17 protein-coding genes are annotated in these 19,792 nt (G+C 36.8%); all 17 read left to right on the forward strand.

Annotated elements, in window-relative coordinates; all coding sequences use genetic code 11:
* Window positions 1-235: 235 nt before the first annotated feature.
* Window positions 236-766: a type VI secretion system TssO gene (gene tssO / locus PMI13_RS04655; RefSeq protein ID WP_007841186.1), complete on the forward strand. Its 531-nt coding sequence runs from the start codon at window positions 236-238 to the stop codon at window positions 764-766.
* A gap of 5 nt (window positions 767-771) precedes the next feature.
* Window positions 772-1,293 carry a type VI secretion system TssO gene (gene tssO, locus PMI13_RS04660; protein WP_007841188.1) on the forward strand — a complete coding sequence of 174 codons (522 nt, stop codon included), beginning with the start codon at window positions 772-774 and terminating at the stop codon, window positions 1,291-1,293.
* Between the two features lie 47 nt (window positions 1,294-1,340).
* Window positions 1,341-2,252: a PKD domain-containing protein gene (locus tag PMI13_RS04665; protein WP_007841190.1), complete on the forward strand. Its 912-nt coding sequence runs from the start codon at window positions 1,341-1,343 to the stop codon at window positions 2,250-2,252.
* Window positions 2,253-2,299: 47 nt separating this feature from the next.
* Window positions 2,300-4,699 (forward strand): type VI secretion system protein TssR domain-containing protein, encoded by a 2,400-nt coding sequence (gene tssR, locus PMI13_RS04670; RefSeq protein ID WP_007841191.1) that lies wholly within the window; start codon window positions 2,300-2,302, stop codon window positions 4,697-4,699.
* A 93-nt stretch (window positions 4,700-4,792) separates the two neighbouring features.
* The gene (locus PMI13_RS04675) at window positions 4,793-5,296 is read left to right on the forward strand and encodes a DUF4280 domain-containing protein (protein ID WP_007841193.1); all 504 of its coding nucleotides are present in this window, start codon (window positions 4,793-4,795) and stop codon (window positions 5,294-5,296) included.
* A gap of 16 nt (window positions 5,297-5,312) precedes the next feature.
* Window positions 5,313-7,595, forward strand: coding sequence for a hypothetical protein (locus PMI13_RS21500; protein ID WP_007841195.1), 2,283 nt, complete (start codon window positions 5,313-5,315; stop codon window positions 7,593-7,595).
* Window positions 7,592-8,254 (forward strand): hypothetical protein, encoded by a 663-nt coding sequence (locus tag PMI13_RS20565; protein ID WP_007841197.1) that lies wholly within the window; start codon window positions 7,592-7,594, stop codon window positions 8,252-8,254. Before PMI13_RS21500 ends, PMI13_RS20565 begins: the two co-directional genes overlap by 4 nt.
* 3 nt (window positions 8,255-8,257) lie before the next feature.
* On the forward strand, window positions 8,258-8,653 hold the full coding sequence (locus PMI13_RS04695) for a hypothetical protein (RefSeq protein WP_007841199.1): 396 nt from the start codon (window positions 8,258-8,260) through the stop codon (window positions 8,651-8,653).
* Window positions 8,654-8,735: 82 nt separating this feature from the next.
* Window positions 8,736-9,515, forward strand: coding sequence for a hypothetical protein (locus PMI13_RS04700; RefSeq protein ID WP_007841200.1), 780 nt, complete (start codon window positions 8,736-8,738; stop codon window positions 9,513-9,515).
* Window positions 9,516-9,601: 86 nt separating this feature from the next.
* Complete coding sequence (locus PMI13_RS04705; protein WP_007841201.1) at window positions 9,602-10,567, forward strand: hypothetical protein; 966 nt, start codon at window positions 9,602-9,604, stop codon at window positions 10,565-10,567.
* 188 nt (window positions 10,568-10,755) lie between these two features.
* Window positions 10,756-11,160: a type VI secretion system tube protein TssD gene (tssD, locus tag PMI13_RS04710; RefSeq protein WP_007841202.1), complete on the forward strand. Its 405-nt coding sequence runs from the start codon at window positions 10,756-10,758 to the stop codon at window positions 11,158-11,160.
* A gap of 188 nt (window positions 11,161-11,348) precedes the next feature.
* On the forward strand, window positions 11,349-13,283 hold the full coding sequence (locus PMI13_RS04715) for a type VI secretion system Vgr family protein (protein WP_007841203.1): 1,935 nt from the start codon (window positions 11,349-11,351) through the stop codon (window positions 13,281-13,283).
* A gap of 6 nt (window positions 13,284-13,289) precedes the next feature.
* Complete coding sequence (locus PMI13_RS04720; protein ID WP_007841204.1) at window positions 13,290-14,975, forward strand: lipase family protein; 1,686 nt, start codon at window positions 13,290-13,292, stop codon at window positions 14,973-14,975.
* 3 nt (window positions 14,976-14,978) lie between these two features.
* The gene (locus tag PMI13_RS04725) at window positions 14,979-15,314 is read left to right on the forward strand and encodes a hypothetical protein (RefSeq protein ID WP_007841205.1); all 336 of its coding nucleotides are present in this window, start codon (window positions 14,979-14,981) and stop codon (window positions 15,312-15,314) included.
* A 393-nt stretch (window positions 15,315-15,707) separates the two neighbouring features.
* Complete coding sequence (gene tssD / locus PMI13_RS04730) at window positions 15,708-16,127, forward strand: type VI secretion system tube protein TssD (RefSeq protein WP_007841207.1); 420 nt, start codon at window positions 15,708-15,710, stop codon at window positions 16,125-16,127.
* Between the two features lie 231 nt (window positions 16,128-16,358).
* On the forward strand, window positions 16,359-18,521 hold the full coding sequence (locus tag PMI13_RS04735; protein WP_007841209.1) for a type VI secretion system Vgr family protein: 2,163 nt from the start codon (window positions 16,359-16,361) through the stop codon (window positions 18,519-18,521).
* A 5-nt stretch (window positions 18,522-18,526) separates the two neighbouring features.
* Window positions 18,527-19,786, forward strand: coding sequence for a tetratricopeptide repeat protein (locus tag PMI13_RS04740; RefSeq protein ID WP_007841211.1), 1,260 nt, complete (start codon window positions 18,527-18,529; stop codon window positions 19,784-19,786).
* The last annotated feature ends 6 nt before the right edge of the window (window positions 19,787-19,792 follow it).

Below are 19,792 nucleotides of genomic sequence, written 5' to 3' on the forward strand. Positions count from 1 at the left end.
AAAAATCGCTGTCTGCTATAGAAAATCGTACAGTATTATTTAATATTTTACTCATTTTAATATCGACTTGGTGCGGGATAATTAAAAATCAGAGGCCTAATTTATGAAAAACTTATGAAAGTGAAAATTAAACTTAATTTAAATGGAATATTAACGGGTAATTCACGGAAAAGTTAGATATTGTACAGGAATTTTTTTTTTTATATTTTCACAGACCCAAACAAAATCACAAACTATGTCTTCAAATAAGGAGAAAAAATTAAACAGGTCAGACGTCAGGGTAGGCATTTGGAAGTTTGTTCTGTCCTTCATCGTTTTAGCCGTTGTTTCTTTTACGGGTGTATTTTTCTTTTTTAAGAGCTATGATACACAGACGGAAGGGATCAGCCGGGAAGCTGAAGCCTACAGAGCGTTACAGGGCCGCAGCGATTTACTTAAAGTACAGGTCGATACTATTTTCAGCAGAATGAGCAGGCTTAATCAGGCCGATAACGAAGCTTTATACAGCAGTAATATCATTGATAATGTAAATGATGCCTATAATATTATGGGAAAAGACAGTGCTGATAATTTCAAACATTATTCCACCTTAATGAAGCAGATAAGACCGATGCTTACTTTGAAGAATAAGATTGTGGAAGTTTCCAACAGGAAAAAAATTGCGATAAGAAATGCCAACGACTGCAGAGGTAAGGTAGACAATATGGAAGATGTACTGAAAATAGATCCTACAAGAAAATTCTCAGGAGGTAGAAGAAAAAGATAAAAATTATGCAAGGACAAATTACATTATCTAAAAAAGAAAAGCAATATCAGTTTTTATACTTGATTTTAATGCTTTTGGCGGCACTTATATTTCTTGGGATTATATTTTTAAAAAATTTTAAATCCCCTTTTTCTGATGAAGATATCCTGTCTATTCAGAAACTTGAAGAGAAAGCTAAATTTGATCAGCAACAAAAAATTCTTCAGAAAAACCTGGATAGTACATTCGTTCATATTGAAAAGCTTACGGATGAAACTACGGAACCTTTTGTGGAGCATGCAATTCAGAATGAGATCAACGATATCAACGGAGCTTTCGGAAACGATATTACAGACATCAGAAAAGATGCCTATCCGCAGATTGCCCGGTTTTACAAAATGTATTTCGATGATAAGAGGAGTATTTCAAGTGCAACGGAAGATATCAAACGATTCGAAAAGCTGTATAATGACTGCCTGATTGGCCTTAAAGAAACGAAAAGCCGTGTATATCAGCGCGAAAATGCATTGAAAGCGCGATCCCAGTAAAAATTACCAGACAAAAATATTAAAGCAATCACTTCACAATTATAACTATGAATTATTTTGAAAAGAACAAAAAGAACATTATTATCGGTGTTATTGCAACATTGTTAATTGCTGCTCTTGTTGCGTTATGGCTGCAGAAAAAAATCATTCATTCAGCCGATGATATTATAGGAGATGTATCTCCATCTACATTAGCTGTAGGAGATACCCTTTTATTTGAGGATAAAACACCGTTTGCAAAAACCAGGAAATGGGATTTTGGAGACGGAAAAACTTCTGATAAAGCCAATGGTTTTCATTTTTATGGCAAACCGGGATATTATTCAATAACCCTGATTATTGATAATAAATATTCCAAATCCTTTCCGGTGCTGGTTTCTGCAAGAGCAGTTCCGAAAGCAGCGGATAGTGCTAAAGTTAAAACAACAATAGAAGCCCCGGCGCAGGCAAATCAGCTCGAAAACGTAGAATTCCGTGCCATATCGGATGCCGAACAATTTAGCTGGAAGTTTGGAGAAACAGGAGGTACAGACTCCAAAGATAAGCTGGCCATCTATTCTTATAAAGAGCCTGGTGATTATGTTGTTAAGCTATACACGAATCAGGATATTGAGCCTGTTTTACACCATATCAAAATTCTTCCTTCCTATGATGAGCTGAAAGAGGCAGAAGTAAGTGTGGAAGATGCCTATGCCAAAATTGATGATGACTTCAAAAGACATTTACAGCAGATAGCGAATGGAAATGATTTTAATACACACTATAATTATTTACTTCAAAAATATCTGTGTAACAATGAAAATACGGTAGTTAAAGTAAACGATAGTAAAGTCAATAACTTTTATCTGTATTGTGCCGGACTTCAGTTTGATAAAAACAATGTTATCCAGACTGTAAAAGTAAATTTTGACGATGCACAGAACTGTGTTACCAAAGTCGATATCAACCAAAGCAAATAAATTCTCTTCCGGTTTTACCGGATACACCAATCATAAAAGAAAATAGGATGAAAAATAAATTTCCTCTAGCAGCATATTACATAGGAGTTTCAGTATTATTAGTAAGTTGTCAGGTAAAATTACCGTCAAAGAAAACTCCTGAGCCTTCACAATACGGGCAAATCGATAATTCGCCGGTAATCAACGGTTTTCCGAAAAAATCGGTTCCGTGGGTGGCTATTTCAGACCGGTCCCGGAATACGGCTTATCTTGATAAAAGTGACGAAAAATCATATAAAGAAGTTAAATTTTTAGAACCTTTGATGGTTTTGAAGCACAGGGACGGAATGGTAAAAGTAGCAGAATATATTCCTGATGCTTTAATGAAAAAAGTTTCATCAAAATCTATTAAAACTTACGGCTGGATTCCTGAATCCGATCTTCTTCTCTGGAACAATTCTTTGAAAAACGAGAAAACAGGTTTTCCTGTGAGAGTAGCCGTAGTACCAAGTAACAGCGATGTAATCAGAAGTGCGGAAAGGTATTATAAGAATGATTCTATTATGGTCTTCAACTCTCCGAGTTTAATTGAAGCTGCCAATGTGAAAATTCCTAACGGACAGGTGGTCTATGTTTACAAACAAGCTGAAAATAATAAAAGATTTTTAGTAGGTAAAGAACCAACGGTGAATCTGGACAGCATTAGCTCCGGTCTATATGGCTGGGTAAGTTCAAATGTGATTTCTGCCTGGGGAGAGCGTTCTGCCGTTAAAATGAAAAATACTACAGGAGTTACCGAAACTGCATTAGGATTACATGAAGGAGCTCCGGGCGGAAACGAAACAGAAAACAGAACCGCGGTACTTCTCACAGATGTTAATAAAAGAACACCACTTGAAAATATTTATCCGGTTAATTTAGCATTAAACGAAGCTCCGGCTCCGGATTCTAAAACTAAATATTTCACCAATATTCTGGATTACAGTAAAAACTATGTTTTCAATGTTCTTGGAGAACAGATCTATTTTGACCGTTACCGTGAAATTACTGATAAGGATAAAAAAATCAATATTGTTTTCACACTGGATATCAGTATGGCAAATGCACCCTATGCTCCAATTGTAAAATCTTTATTACAGGATTTGCAGCTCAGATTTGAAAAGCCTTCTTATTTCAATACTGTAAAATATGGAGTTGTATTATATAAAAACAATTCATGCGGAGATAATGTAGCCGTATCTAACTTAAGCCAGGATTACAGTAAGATCACCAGTTTCATAGACGAGAAAGTTAAAGAGATGAATTGTCCTACGAACAGTGGTTATCAGCCGGTAAGCGAAGGTCTTATGGCAGCGGGAAATCTATTGTCCGGCGTTCCTGATGAAACAAATATCATTATAACGGTAGGTACTTCAGCCAATCAGGGTGGAAATATGTATGGAGTAATCAACTCCCTGACCCAGGCCCAGGCAAGACTGATTATGTTCCAGACGAGTGCAAGATCATCTGATACTTATAATGATTTTGTATTGCTTTCTGAAAATGTAGTTACAAATACAGCAAAAAATATTGCCGAACTTAAAAAACAGAAGATCATTAATCAGAATGATGTTCTGACCAAAAATAATTTTAACCTTATTGAAGGAGATGAAGGTTTCTTCTCTTTAGATTATCCGAAACAGAGTATGTCACAGGGATTTGTAATCTTCCCTAAAAAAGGTGATATTGCCACTCCGGGATATCTGAAAAAATCTGTCGACAGCTTAATATCTCAGGTAACCCTGGACAATATGACTATTGATAATTCCCTTAATGCTTATTTTCACTCTTCAGTAGGAGCTGGAAGAACAGACGTAGACTTAAAATATAAATATCTATATCCGGGACTTACCAATCCTGTACCTGCAGGAATTGCTGCCCAATTGATCAATTACGGAAGTCCGTTTTTAGTAAAAGGATATATTCCTAAAGAGCTGAAAGATTATAAACCCGGACTTGAAAAAGGGATTCTGATCTCTGAAACTGAATATGATAACCTTAAAGCTTTTTATACAGAAGTGTATGAGAAAACACAGGCAGGAAGAACAGATTTCAAGCAGTCCAGAGCAATCAATGAATATGTAAGGCTTCTTAAAAAATATAACCCGACGACGAAATTCCTGGATAAAGGTGATCTGTACGAGCAGCCGATGTCTTATGCAGTAGGAGTAACGACAGGATTTGATAATTCTGAAGAAGAGCTGATGTCCAAATACAAGCTGAGAGGCTGGAAAAAGTCTAAAATTGTCACCAATGAAACGGTAAGAAACTATTTCCGTAATTATAAAGATCTGGCTGAAAGAATGCTTACCCACAGAAATAATCCCGCTGTAAAAATACAGCAGAACGGGCAGACGTTCTACTGGCTGAATGAATACTTTATGCCGACAATGTTACCCGTTGAAGAGCCGGAATATACTAAACATTAACAAGTTATAACAAAAAAAGCAGAAATCATTTTCTGCTTTTTTATTTTTCTGACATAAAATTTCTATCTTTGATATTACCCAAATCACATAATTATGTCAAACCAATCATCACCCCATGCTGGTAAACATTTTGTTGTCCAGAAGGGGAAAGCCCAGTGCAATCAGGGTGATCAGTTTCCCCAGTATAAAGTGACTGCTCATAAGAAACATTTCTGGAATGATTCTGAAGGCAGTACAGACTATCTTGCTGTGACCGAAGATGACCTGCAATTCAATCCTCCCGGGCCGAGTTTCGGTCAGTGTAAATTAAAACCTACTTCAGGCGGATATCTGCCCTGCTCGTATGCTCCTGCAGGAAAATGGCAGAAAACTTATGAGAATGTAAAAATCATGGGTAAAAAGACGGTTACTGAAATTTCAGAATTACAATGTACCGTAGGTGGGAAAATTACAGTAAAAGACCATGGTCAACGTGGGGAAATGAGCAAGAAAAATGTGAAAAATGCTGACAGTAAAACAGTACAGCACATTAATCCGCTTGTGAAAATGGATGACTTCAAAGAGACTGTAGAAGAAAGTGAAATAGACGCTTATTAACCTTAAAATTTCTGCAATGTCAAAAAAAGGAGTTTCAAAGATATCCGGAAATACAACCCCAAAGGTTGGAGAAAAAACGACCTATACCATTACAGACTGGTATTCCGGAACACCAAAAGAAAAACGTAATCCAGCACTGGTAACCTGGGAATTGTTTAAAAAACGTTCTAATGGGCGTTTCACGACCACCAGTATCAAAAAAACAGGAGATGGCAGCTTTACTTTCGGGGAAGTTGCGCAAAAACATACCTATCGTCTGGAAGCCTATTTATATGAACCTGAAGGACAGGGATCAAGTATCATAGAAATCAATCCGCAGCCTGTGGAAATTCCTAAGATCAATAAAGTGGAGCTTTTCTATGTGGATGATAGCAAAGGTACCGTTTTCAGCTATATGGAAAAACTTGTAGCAAAAGCACAATGTGTAAATCTTGCAGGGGAGAAATTAACTTTCACCCTTTGGGAAGATGATGCAAAAGGCGATGGGCATAATGCAGGTAATCTTTTTATTGATAAAAAAGAAGCGACAGTAGGAAAAAGTGGAGTAGCAACTGCAGAGTTTGCTTTAACAAAAGCTTTGATGCAAAAAGCAATGAGTGGTGAAACTGACCAGAAAGAACTGGAATTCTACGTTACAGTGGAGTATTATAAAAATAAAAAACACGCCACCGATAATGTAGATGTTAAAAATCCGGAGTATAAAGCTCCAGCAGTACAGTCAAAGCCAACAGTGCCTCCAAAAGCAAAAGGTTCACCCGCAATCCAAAAGCCAGCTTCAAAAAAAGAAGAAAAAGGAATCATAGATAAAGCGGTTGAGTGGTGGAACGAGCTTTGGGATTTCGAAGAATCAAAAGGTACGGTAAAGCCATCTCAAAAACCTACCCAGCAAAAACCAGGAGGAAGAACCGTGAGTATTGTACAAGGTCAGTCGACAACTATACAAACCAGTTGCTTATGTAAGGAATTATATAAAGACCTTATTTGGGGAGGAAAAGTAAGTTGTGAGTTTAGAAAAAAAGTTGTTAAAATAGCTCAGAGTTTAGGTTTACCACAACAAAATTATGAAGGGGCAAATTGGTTAATGGCTGTAATGGCACTGGAAACCGGTCGTGGTTTTGATCCTACGGCTGGGACTTTTAAATCTAATCAAGATGACAACAGAGAAGGGGGATATGTAGGGCTTATTCAGTTTGGCAAAGGAGCTTCTATTGATTTAGGGGTAAAGCGTACTGGGCTAATTAAAATGACTGCAGAAAAACAATTGGATTATGTTGAAAAGCATTTTTTACAGAAAAGATTTCAAGGAAAATTAAAAACAAAAACAGATCTTTATCTGGCAGTAAATTATCCTAAAGCATGTGGACATGGGACTGAAAGAGACTATGTTGTTTATGACAGCACAAAAGCAGCGTATGATGATAATCCTATGTTTAAAAGAGAGGCTGATGAATACTGGATTGATAAAAAAGGCAAAAAACGATACTATGAAGGAAGAGAGGGAAAATCGTACGTCTGGGAATTTGAAGAAGCGATTAATGATTTTTATAATGAAGGTAAATCTGTAAAAGCAACTACATTTACATGTCAGAATGTTCAGGCCAGTAAAGCGACTGCAAAAGATATAGTCACTTATCATATTTACAATGATGGAAGAATTGAAAAGCATATTCCGAAAGTGGTAAAAGAAGAATATAAAAAGAAATATAAGTATATTTATCATGATAAAGACGGAGGTCTTCATGAGATGGGTACCTATGATATTATTCCTACTCAGATGGTTAGAGGCAAAAAAGGAACTCTGATAAATCTTATCAATTTTGATAAGGTTACCAAAACTTATAAAAAAGGAACATACCAGTATACATTTAATGTAGATTCACCAAGAAAATATGTGAATGAAAAGACATTGGCAAGTTTGTTTGGTGCAATGTTGGAGGTGAATTACAATGATATCAGTTGTAATGGATTCAGTCACTCAGACGGATCCTCGCGACCCAGTGTGAGTCATATTAATGGAAATAATGGTGATTTTAAATATTTGAGAAAAGATAAAAAACTGATGTTTGGTGATGGTACAAGTTTGGATATCAGCGCAAATCCTGATATGCTGGATGATGTAAGACAGAATAAATGGAATGATGCCTTAAACAGATTTGGCTGGAAAAGTATGCTAGGTTGGACTTACAGAAGAAACGGAAAAGTTAATTATCTTCACCATCTCCCTAAAAATACGGCTAATCATCATCATCACTTACACTTGCAAGGATATAGTCCAAATTTTAAAGAAATTAAAGAATGAAAATTTTAAAACTGTCTGCATGTAGCATTATTATGCTAGTGTTTTCTTATTCTTGTAAAAAAGTAGCTCCAAAACAAGAAGAATCTAATCATGAATTAACAATAGCTGATAGTACGAACACAATGAAAAATAATTTACCATATACTTCAGATAATATAAAACAATACTATAAATACAATGTGGACTCTATAAGTTACGTTGTTAATTCGCAGTACAAAGGATTAGTCTCTGGGAATTTTAATGAAAAAAATAAATTTGTTCCGCTGAAGGAGAATGATTTTGAAATTCAACAGGAGCCAAAATACAAGTATTACATTTTAGAAACGTTTAAATTTTCTGACACCAATACTGTAAAATTAATTATTTACAATTCTTTTGGAGAGAATGATTCTAAAATATTAAATGTTCAGTTAAACAGTTATCTTAATAGTGATTTAGTTGATCAACTTTTGCTTGACTGTAGATTTACTTTTGAGACAGAATATTTTAGAACATTTAAAATAGATGCTGACAAAAATATAGAAATTGTGAAATATTCTGTTGATAAACTCGAATACAATGAGACAGGTGACATTATTGGTGAAAAAAAATCTGCAGATTCCACCAAATTAAAAGTAAACTATATAATTGATCCGGCAGGGAAATTTATTAAAAAATAAAATATGAAATCACTTATATGCTTTTTAGTACTTTTTGTCAATGTATTTTGTCAAAATCACAATATAGATCAGAAAAAGAATGAAAAAAGCTGGATTGGAGACTATTCTTTTTCTGCTAGAAATAAGGATGGCTTAAAAACAGGTTTTGATATTAATATCTTCACACTAAATAATATAACGGTAAAATATATAAGTGATGGAGGTAAACCGGAAATTTATAAAAATTTGAAAAGCGATTTTATACAAAAAGATAAGATTAAAATAAATTTTAATCCCAAATATGAAGAAATGGGAATTATTTATATTGAAAAACTTGATAACGAATATTATATTTCGGGAAGTCCAATATATTATATTAATCCGGGAAGTGATGATATGCCTTTAAAGAAATTAAACTAATTTAATGTTTAGTATAATGTTTTATTGAAGGAATTATGGGCATTTATGATTACAAAACAAAGTAAGACCATCTAATTTAGAGATGATAAGAATAACGATAGTAATTTTTATTTTACTGATGTTTGGTTGTAAAAAAGTAGCCATCATATCGGTGCCGATTTTAGTAAAAGAGGACACGATAAGAAACGAAATAAATGGTATTACGAAAGAATCCTTTGTTATAAGTTGTGGTTCTGGTTGTGCAATGACTTATTCACCGGAGAACATAGAACAGCTTGATAAATCAATAAAAGTGAAATTTAACGTAGACATGTATGTAGATGAGGCCGTGACGGAGACTTATAAAGAAATCTATATCTTTTCTTATGGGAATTCAGGAGAAGTAGAAAAAATAAATCTTGAGGGAAAAAATGAGAATGTTTTGGAAACACTTATGCCGGATGCACAAGAATCTTTTAGGGATTTTGGGAACAGATTATTGATGAATGCTGATAAAAATGTTAAAATAAAAACAGCATCCAATAAAATTGCTGATCAGAAGGCAAATCAACAATGGCTCGGTTCTTATTCCTGTAGATTCCTGAGAATGAAAGAAGAGTCCGGTGATCCGAGAGGTTGGGGAACTATAGTTATAACAATTGATAAAAACTCAGCTGAATACCAGCTTGATAGTTATATAGAAAATCTCAAAAAAGATTTAACAATTGTTCGTGCAGCGTCTGATGAAATAGTGTTTAGTGAAAAAGATAATAAAAATTCCATCCTGACCATTAGCAGAAATAATAACAAATATATGTTGAAAAGTACATTTATGGATAAAATTTCAGGAAATGCGGGCTCGTATGAGTTAAAAAAGAAATAAAGATTCTCGTGTACAAAAAGATGATATCATCGATTTTGTAAAATAAAATTTTTAAATTAAATTGCCTTACACCAAAAACAGAAACTATGATTGTTCATTTTATACTTCACGGGGAAACGCTGGAAAGCATCGCTGAAGAAATAAAATTGGAAAATCCGGAATATCTTAAAGAATACCATAATCAGAGATGTGCACGAGAAGATTATATTTATGATGAGCTGATTCCAAGAAAGAAATTATTGATTCCCACTATCTCAGAAATCCTTGAGTATAATCGGAAAAATGATGCTCCTTTTAAAAATACTGATAGGAATCCCGATATTATTTTTGCCCCCGAAAATCTTAATGAAAAATATTCTGTGGGTATTGTAGAAAAAGAGCACACAGAGGCTGAAATCATTGACCATCCGGTTTTCTATACAGTTTCCTTACAATGGGTTAAAAAAGAAGAGAATGAACACATATTTCATTTTTCCAAGCTTGATTTTTACAATAGAAAAGAAAGTATTATAGGGGATCTTGCTGAAGAATCCATCCGTTCTCTGAATCCTTTAGAGATCAGAACAAATTTAAAAGGAGAAGTGATGAATGTGTGTATCACCGAAGAAACCGTTAAAAATTTTAGAGTGATAAAAGATCAGCTTTCAGATCATTTTCCGGGGCAATATGCCCAAATGTATATCCGGGAATTCGAATATTCAGTTTTCAATAAAGACCTGTTCAGTGAAAGAATGAAAGAAGACTGGTTTATAAAGGCCTGGTTCGCTCCCGTAAGACTTCCGTTTAAAAATGGAAGATCTTATTATCAGCAAACCCTGGATGATGGAAATATTCCGGTACATATCAGTCAGAAAGTAGAACTGAACGACAACCCTGATGAAATAACCCTGATACAAACCCTTGAACCCGATGAAAAAAAGGTTTTTGATTTTAGTGGAAAATACATCTTTCAGGCAGAAAACGGATGCGCTAAAAACATTCAGATGAGCTATGGTATTTCACGTTTCGGTGTTAAAAATACTGTCAGGCTATTGATTGATAAGTTGTTGTGAAGTATGATGAATAAAGATTTTACTTTTCATATTTAACCCTCCTGTCGTAGAATTACGACATCAAATCGTAGAACTACGACAAAAACTGAGATTAGTGTTTAAAAACTTTTAAGATAAGATTGGTGAGAGTATCTTTGCTATACAATCACTGAATCACAAAATATTACTAACGATTAAAATTTATTATCATGGCAGCAAATTCGAGAGGAATTTTGAAATTCAATGGTGGAGATGGTCAGAAATTACTAAAACTTCATTACACTGTATCAAGATCTACAGACGTATCAGGTAGAGTAGCATCAGACCCTTCCAATGCATTGATCAAAATTACAGTGGAGGCAACAGAAAAATCTGATATTCTGGAAACCTTATTAAATGGAAAATACAAGCCTACAACAGGTGAAATTACATTCAACAAATCTCACGAAGAGGGTACATTAATTACGCTTAAATGGGAAAACGGATATGTAATTCAGCATGAAGTAGACTTTGATGCAGTTGATGAAAACAGCATGTTGATCAGCTTCGTAGTAAGTGCAGAAACAATCGATTATGGATTGGCTTCTTACGTAGGTTTATGGCCAACCAGCTAAATCAAAAATTAACACGCAATCCACATTCATAAAGAGAAAGACTGTCCCATTAAAGGCGGTCTTTTTTTGCCTGTGAAGTGATATTTGCATTGAAATGAATGTGAAGAGAATAAAACATACGATTGTTTATTAAAAACATCTGATTGGAATTTTTTTTTTACCTTTAACCACATCACAATCACAAAATTATGCTAACCTCACCTGAAAAAACACAAGGTGCCTCTTTCCGTCCGTCCCAGAATGCCGACGGCGTATCTGAGAGCCACCATACCGGGATCAACCGGCTGGTCAAACTATCGTTGGTGATAGAAGGTAAAGTCATTAAGTACTACAAACATTTCCGTCTTAAGCAGAGTTCCCGTCGCCACCATGAATTTACCCTTACCCTGGCGCATGATACCCTTGGGGACCGGCAGACGCATACCCTTGAAGAAGCCAATAAATTCCTGGGAAAACGTTTAACGGCAGTTATCTCGTATAAAGATATAGATAACAGTCCTGAAAGGACATTCGTAGGAGTGATCACAGGAGTAGGTTTCAGCCAGGAAAAAATGAGTTTGGGAAATATCGTATTATCAGGGTACAGCCCTACCATATTACTGGACGGAGCACCCCATATCCAGAGCTTTGGAGGCGGTCAGCCCGTGAATATGGGAATCATCGCCAATGAAGTGATCAAACAAGGGATTGATTCCGGACGTTTCGATATCAGGGTTGATACCAATGATTATTCCCAGATTATCTACAGCAGCCAGTATGATGAAACCCATTATAACTACCTGGCAAGAATGGCCGAAGCTTATGGGGAGCAGTTCTATTATGACGGTGAAGTTCTTCATTTCGGAAAGCTTCCCCCACAGAACAAGCCCATTAAGCTGACCTATGGAAGCAATGCCAACGATATAAAAGTAGAATTAAAAGCAGTCCATACCAGACCCCAGTTCTATGGTTACAACAGCAGCAGGAACGAAAAGCTTACCTCCGGTGAAACCCCCATACAACATGTAAGTGACCTTGCCAAAACGGCTTATGGGCATAACGAAAAAATATATAAAACCCCTGCCTTGCAGGTTGCCCCGATCAAAGCAACCACCCATCTCGATGTTGAATACTCCCAGAAAAGCACCTCAGGAAGTGAAGCCGTGAACGTTTTTTCCCTCTCCGGAAATACCACTGTTCCTTTCTTACATCCCGGTTGTGTGGTCGACGTTCAGATGCGTAAACCCGATACCAATGAAACGAGTTACTTCACCCGGATTATGGTGACCGAAACGACGCATGAAATTGATACCATCGGACATTACGAAGGAAGCTTCGAAGGCATTGCCTCCGATACCGGTTTTTTACCCAAACCGGATTTTAAGAGTCCCAAGGCCGAGCCTCAGATTGCTACGGTGGTTTCCAATGCTGATCCTGAGGGACAGGGCAGGGTTCAGGTAAGATTCGACTGGCAGACCAATGATACGACCCATTTCATCCGTATGATGAGCCCTGATGCAGGAGGAACTGACCAGATCACGCAGAACAGGGGTTACGTAGCCATTCCCGAGGTAGGTGACCAGGTGATGGTCAACTTTGTACATAGTCATCCCGACAGACCTTTTGTAATGGGAGGTATGTTCCATGGCGGAGTAGGTCTGGGAGGCGGAGCGGATAACCGTGTTAAATCGATTCAGACCAGAAGTGGTCACCGGGTTGTGTTCACAGAAGATGAAAGCATCATCATTACTGATAAATCGGGGAATGAAATCCATCTGGATACCACAGGAAGCAATATCACTATTACAGCTCCTGAGACCATGACCCTGAACTGTAAAAATATGAATATCAATGTAGGAGAAAATATGAACACCAATGTAGGGATGAACATTTCAGAGATTGCAGGAATGAACAGAAACAGTAATGTGGGAATGCTCAATATGCTGAATGTAGGAACCAACTTCATTACCAACGTAACCGGTGAAATGGTAGAATATATCCAGGGAAATAAAGAATCCCATACCGATAAGGACAGGATACGTACAAGCAATGGGAAAATACTTGCGCAAAGTGCGGGAAATCACGAACAGCATTCCGATAAAGAAGTTCAGAATAATTCGGGTGAAAAATCCAAAAACCACTGATGAACCATGAAACAGACATTTGTAGGTGGAGATATCATAGAAACTACGGGCGGAAATAACCTTTCGTATGCTAAAGATGTTATCCAGAATGCAGGAAGCCAGGTTATTCAGCAGGGAAAAGACACCGGAGTAACCTATGGCAAACAAGGAAGCCCTCCGAAAAATCAGAAGATTTATGATGTGGTGATGTTTGTGGCCGGAACTACTGATCCCATTAATATAAAAGGAGAGAAACATCAGGCCAATACAGAATACTGGCAGGCTGGCCCTGAAAACTTCTGGGCTAAAATCAAAGAGCTGAAACCTCAGTTTCTTAATTTACACATTGAAGGTAATTTCTTCAGCTGGTCGGGAGATAATGATACCAAAGAAAGAAATCTGGCTGCAGACCGTTTGCTCGATTTGTTTCTGAGAGTTTATAAATTCTGGAAAAACCAGGAAGTTCACATCCATCTCATTGGGCATTCCCATGGGGGAAACGTGATCAACCAGTTTACAGAGCTTATTTCCAAGAGTCCCGATTATCCGAAACCATGGAAAGTAAAGAGTATAACCTATTTATCAACCCCTTTTTTCCATAAAAAGCATCAGCTGAATCACACCAAGCTTCATCCCAACTGTAAAATTATTAATGTTCATAACGAATATGACTTAACACAACAGCTGATCGCAGATTTCAGTCTCGTAAATCTTGAAGTCTTTCTCAAGAACTTTAAGTTTGATGATTTTGAAAAAGGACTTCGTACTCTTAAAACAATCGATAGCTCAGCATTCGATAACCTTACCAACGCCTGGATCAATGACGAGACAGAAGGTCCTTTTTTATGGCGGGAAACGGCAAAAGGACTGCTTGGGATTAACCAGCTTACCGTTGAATTTATTAAGTACATCAAACAGATCGATGTAAACAAGCCCAACCTGAGAACAGACAGAGACAGTTTTGTTCATATCCTGAACCGGTTTTTGCAATGGACCCATGATGCCTACACTATCTTTGTGAGAAACAGCTCCAAAAGAAATGGCGGCTACGGAAGGAAAGAATACTTCAGCGATCTCCTGCTTTCCACTGCCCTGAATATTCTCAATGAATTATTTGCTGCCCAAACAGGAGTAAAAGACAGTTATATCTTAACTTTATTGGCCAGGATATTTGCAGAAAGCTCAGGATTAACGGATACTATTGAAATTAACTCATGGTCACCGAAACATCAGACCAAAGGATTAAGCATACAGGATATCAATATCACCCGGTTTGATCCTTACCACAGACGCAATAAAAAAGCAGCCTGTGAAAATTTCATCAACGGAACAATCCGGGCAATGCAAAACAGAAACCTGGAAGAACTTCTGATGAGATTGTTCAGCCAGTTTGTAAAACCCGGGCTTTTAACCAAAATTTATTGGGGATTCCACGGTGCAGAGGTTTATTTTACAGGAGAAACGGATACTCAAATCAAAAGATTAAGAAAAAGCTTTGGAGTTTATCTGGAGCTGGTAAAACAGTATCACGCCAATCTTGTAACGGAAGATGATGAGAAAAAGATCCCGGATATGATCAAAAGACCAGGTACGGTTCCTTATCTGGCAATGGCTTCTCACAGCCTGAGCCATACCCAGTTCTGGCCGGAAGTGGAAGCCGGATTGAAAGAAGCATTCAGTTCCGGAGCAAATCCAGGCTACAAAAAGAAATAAGCTATGAAACAGACCTTGAAAATTATTCTGTTTGCAGTAATCATATTCATTCTATCAGCAATAGCAGTAACCACCTGGTATATTGCTGAAATAGGTGCTTATGAAGATAACATCGGTTTTGCATCCATTAAAAATGTATTATTCAGGTTTGGTATTGTCGGGGCAATTCCTTGTACGGTAATATTAACAGCAGGGTATATCTCATTTTTGAAAATTAAAAAAACTTGGTTACTAGGAGCCATTATCGTCATATTAGGATTTTTACTTTATCTTTCCTCATTATGGTTTCTATGGTATATGAGTATCCGGAGCCTGGTTAAAGATCCTTTTGCAGGATGAATTAATCATTGTAGATAAAAGTTTAATTTACATAATAAAGAGCTGTGATTTTTCATAGCTCTTTTAAGTTTGTTTTCTTGGAAAAGGATATTATATTTTAAGATCAGGTTCCTAATTCTTGTTAATTTCTCCTTAATATTTTGTTAATATTTCCCTTTTTAGTGTGAAAATTAATTTATATTTTATATATTTTTCCTGTATTAAGTATCTGATTTTAATTGCTTTATATGTATTATTATTTCTAATATAGTAGAATTACTACATCAGATCGTAGAATTACTACAAAAACTGAGATTAGTGTTTAAAAACTTTCAGGTTAAAAATAAGGGGTATATATTTGCTATATAATCAATCACCAAATCACAAAATATTAACGATTAAAATTTACAAATCATGGCAGCAAATTCAAGAGGAATCTTAAAATTCAACGGCGGCGAAGGTCAGAAATTATTAAAGCTTAACTACAGCGTATCAAGATCAACAGATGTATCCGGTAGAGTAGCATCAGATCCTTCCAATGCATTGATCAAAATTACAGTGGAAGCTACAGAAAAATCTGATATTCTGGAAAGCTTACTCAACGGAAAATATAAGCCTACAACAGGTGAAATTACATTCAACAAATCTCACGAAGAAGGTACATTAATTACCCTTAAATGGGAGAACGGATATGTAATTCAGCATGAAGTAGACTTCGACGCAGTTGATGAAAACAGCATGCTGATCAGCTTCGTAGTAAGTGCTGAGACAATCGATTATGGATTGGCTTCTTATGCAGGTATCTGGCCTGGAGGAGGAAGTAGTAACAGCTAAAACTCAAATCATCTTAGTAAAAAATAAATTGGTACAGAATAGTGCACTCATTAAGAGTATACTATTCTGTTTTTTTCTTTTTTGAAACCGATATCTGAAAATATTTTATAGAATAAACCTGGCGATCAGGTTTTTATGCATGAAATTCAGATAAGAATAAAAATATTATCTGGTACTATCCAAATAATAATACTAATACACGATTCCATTACAATTAAAAAAAGTAAGGTTATGTTTCAGGATGATAATGCTCCAAAAACTCCTGCTCCCAAAATCGGAAAAACTTCTGTAACCAAACAAATGGGAGAAGTGGCAAAAACACAAGCGATAAATAAAGCAGGAGAAAAGATTCAGGAAAAAACAAAAGGAAAAACTCAAAAAGGAACTCAGAAACTGGTACAGGCACAGTCTTATGCAGGAGGTGCACAAAATACTTCCAATATGTTTATGAATCAGGTTCTACAGCCTAATACCCCTGATTTTGTAGAAGACAAAGTATGGTCTCAGCAGCCGACTTCCAAAATACACAACGCAAAAGCGATTCCTGAAAGTCAGATTATGGGAATCAACCGTGTTGTTAAACTTGAAATTGTGATCGAAGGAAAAATCGTAAAACATTTCAAACATTTCAAATTAAAACAGAGTGCAGTCAGGCATCATGAATTTGATTTAATGCTCGCCCACGATACCCTGGGAAGTGCTGAAAATCATAATCTGGAAGAGGCACAAAGCTTTTTGGGAAAGCGGATCACAGTGGTTTTTAAATATAAGGATATTGAAGACGGCCCGGAAAGGAACTTTGTTGGGGTAATCACAGAAGTTGGGTTCAGCCAGGAAAAAGGAAGCCTGGGAAATATTGTCCTCACAGGATACAGCCCGACAGCTCTTTTGGATGCGGCTCCTCACATTCAAAGTTTTGGTGGAGCACAGGAAATAAGCCTGAATAATATTGCAGATCAGGTAATAAAAGAAGGTTTAGGCCAAAATAAATTTGATTTCAGGGTAGACTGCCAGCATGGTAATGTATCTTACAGCTCTCAATACGAAGAAACACATTACAATTATCTGGCAAGAATGGCTGAAGCATATGGAGAACAATTCTATTATGATGGTGAAGTTCTTCATTTCGGAAAGCTTCCACCTCAGGAACAGCCCGTGAAGCTTACTTACGGAAGCAGTGTGCAGGATGTGAAAATAAGGATGAAGGCACAGCATGTAAACCCATCTTTTTATGGCTATAACAGCAGTAAGAATGAAAAGTTGACTACTGGAAGTTCAAAAATAAATCATACCTCGGATATTGCGAAACGTGCTTACGAAATCTCTGAAAAAACTTTTACAACCCCGTCTTTAAGAGTGGCCCCGATAAAAGCAGCTTCTTTTATGGATGTAGAGGTTTCTCAAAAAGGGACAGCAGGGAGTAAAGCTTCGGATGTCTTTGTAACTTCAGGAACAACTACTGTTCCGTTTTTATATCCGGGATGTATCGCAGATATTGAAATGCGGAAAACAGATACTAATGAAACTTCCTATTTCACTAAATTAATGATCACAGACGTGAATCATGAAGTGGATGCAAGAGGGTATTATACAGGAACCTTTGATGCTATTGCTTCAGATACGGGTTTCATTCCACGTCCTGAATTTCAGAATCCTAAAGCAGATGCTCAGTTTGCAAAAGTGATTTCAAATACCGACCCGCTAAACCAGGGAAGAATACAGGTACAGTTCGACTGGCAGAACGGTTCAACCACAACGGAATTTATCCGAGTAATGACACCCGATGCCGGAAGTAGTGAGAAAGTAGGTAAAAACCGTGGATTTATGGCTATTCCGGAAGTTGGAGATCAGGTGGTTGTCAATTTTGCCCATCAGCACCCCGACCGTCCTTTTGTGATGGGTGGAATGTTCCACGGGGGAATCGGTGGCGGTGGCGGAACCGGAAATAATATCAAAAGCTTAAGCAGTAAAAGTGGTCATACTGTAAGTCTTGATGACGGCGGCGGAATTACCATCAGAGATAAAGACCAGAACAATATGTTCCTGGACGGAGCCGGAAAGATCAGTGTTGAAAGTAAAGAATCAATTACACTGACCTGCGGTGAGAGCTCTATTTTTATGGATAAGGCCGGAAATATTGTCATCAAAGGAAAAGAAATTTTTGTGCAGGGTGACAACATTGGTGTCAGCGGGACGGCAAGCGTTGGAATTGGTGTTGGGCCGGAGGGCGGTGAGCCTACGTCCGGAATCGGTATTGAATCAACTACCCTGGATGTCGGAACAACTACCCTTTCAATGGGAGCAAAAACTGAAGCTAATTTAAGCAGTGCGAAAATCAATATCGGAGGCGGAAGTGAAACCAATATCGTAAGTGGAACCGTAAAACTGAATTAATACTGATGAATCCGGTAGATTTGGAGTTGGTAAAATTAAAAAGACAGTGGCAGAATGTCGTTTCAAAAAACGATGAAAAACCAATGTTGATCTGTTTAGGAGAGAAACATGAAACGGAGCTTTTTGACGGATTTATAAAATCAAGACTGTCTGAGGATGATGATGGGGAAGATATTTTTTTAATCCATTATCAGGAATTTAACGGGATGACCTCTTTCGGACAGACGTTGCTGGATGAATGGAAAGAATTTTATGAATTATTGGAGAAAAGTGAAGAAAATATCCCGCAATGGGAATTAAATGTTACTGATCAGGCATTCAAAACAGACGCCTGTAAAGCATTTTTCCCTTTACTGGAACTAAAGAAAAGCTTTCCCAATATTCAGAATTCGAGGATCTACTTGTATATCGCTCCGGTGCGGATCAGTGATATTGAAGAACTGTCACTGTGGGTGAAAGAATGGTGCAGTATCTGTGAAAATTCAGGAAATAAAGATATTAAGCTCGTTTGGGCAGAGCATCATACCTATAAAACGTTACCCGAAAATTCTTCAGCATACAGTTTCAGGGTTGAAGTTGATATTCATCAGTTAATGCAAAACACAGCAGCACATACGAACCGAAAGAAGAACAGTGCAGATACTGATTTTCAGCAACAGATTCTTACGGCGAGCAATCATTTGAGTAAAGGACGTTATAAAGAAGCGGAACATTCTCTCAGAACTGCTGTAAAATTAGCCAAAGAACAAAAAAATAAACAGGGTGAAATCTCTGCTTATTTTATGCTGACTCAGGCTTATATTGCCGACAAAAAAAAAGAAAGGGCAGAAGATACCTACCGCACCATATTCGAAGAAGTTGAACCCAATTCTCCACTGGAGGTTCAGATGTATATGAATTATGGAAGTTATTTACTGGGAAATTCAAAAAAAAAGAAAGGAGAAAAGGTTTTTGAAAAAGCAGCGGAAGTTGCCCTGGCAATTGGTGAATATGCAATGGTTATTGAATGTTACAGAATTATAGGAACATTAAATGATACCATTTTAACCAAAGATACAATGATCGGGTATTTCGAAAAATGCCTTGAAATAGCAAAACTGATGGAACCTTCAGTACTGGAACAAAGCAGTCTGAAGTTTGTAGCATCCATGCTGATGATAAAATATGAAGATGACAAAGACAAAAAATCAACGTTGGATAACGAAATGAAAAATTATTTTGGCGACGGCTGGATGGTGAGTGTGGAAAAGCCAAAATACGGATAATCTCAA

It is taken from the genome of Chryseobacterium populi, from assembly GCF_000282115.1.
Classification (GTDB): domain Bacteria; phylum Bacteroidota; class Bacteroidia; order Flavobacteriales; family Weeksellaceae; genus Chryseobacterium; species Chryseobacterium populi.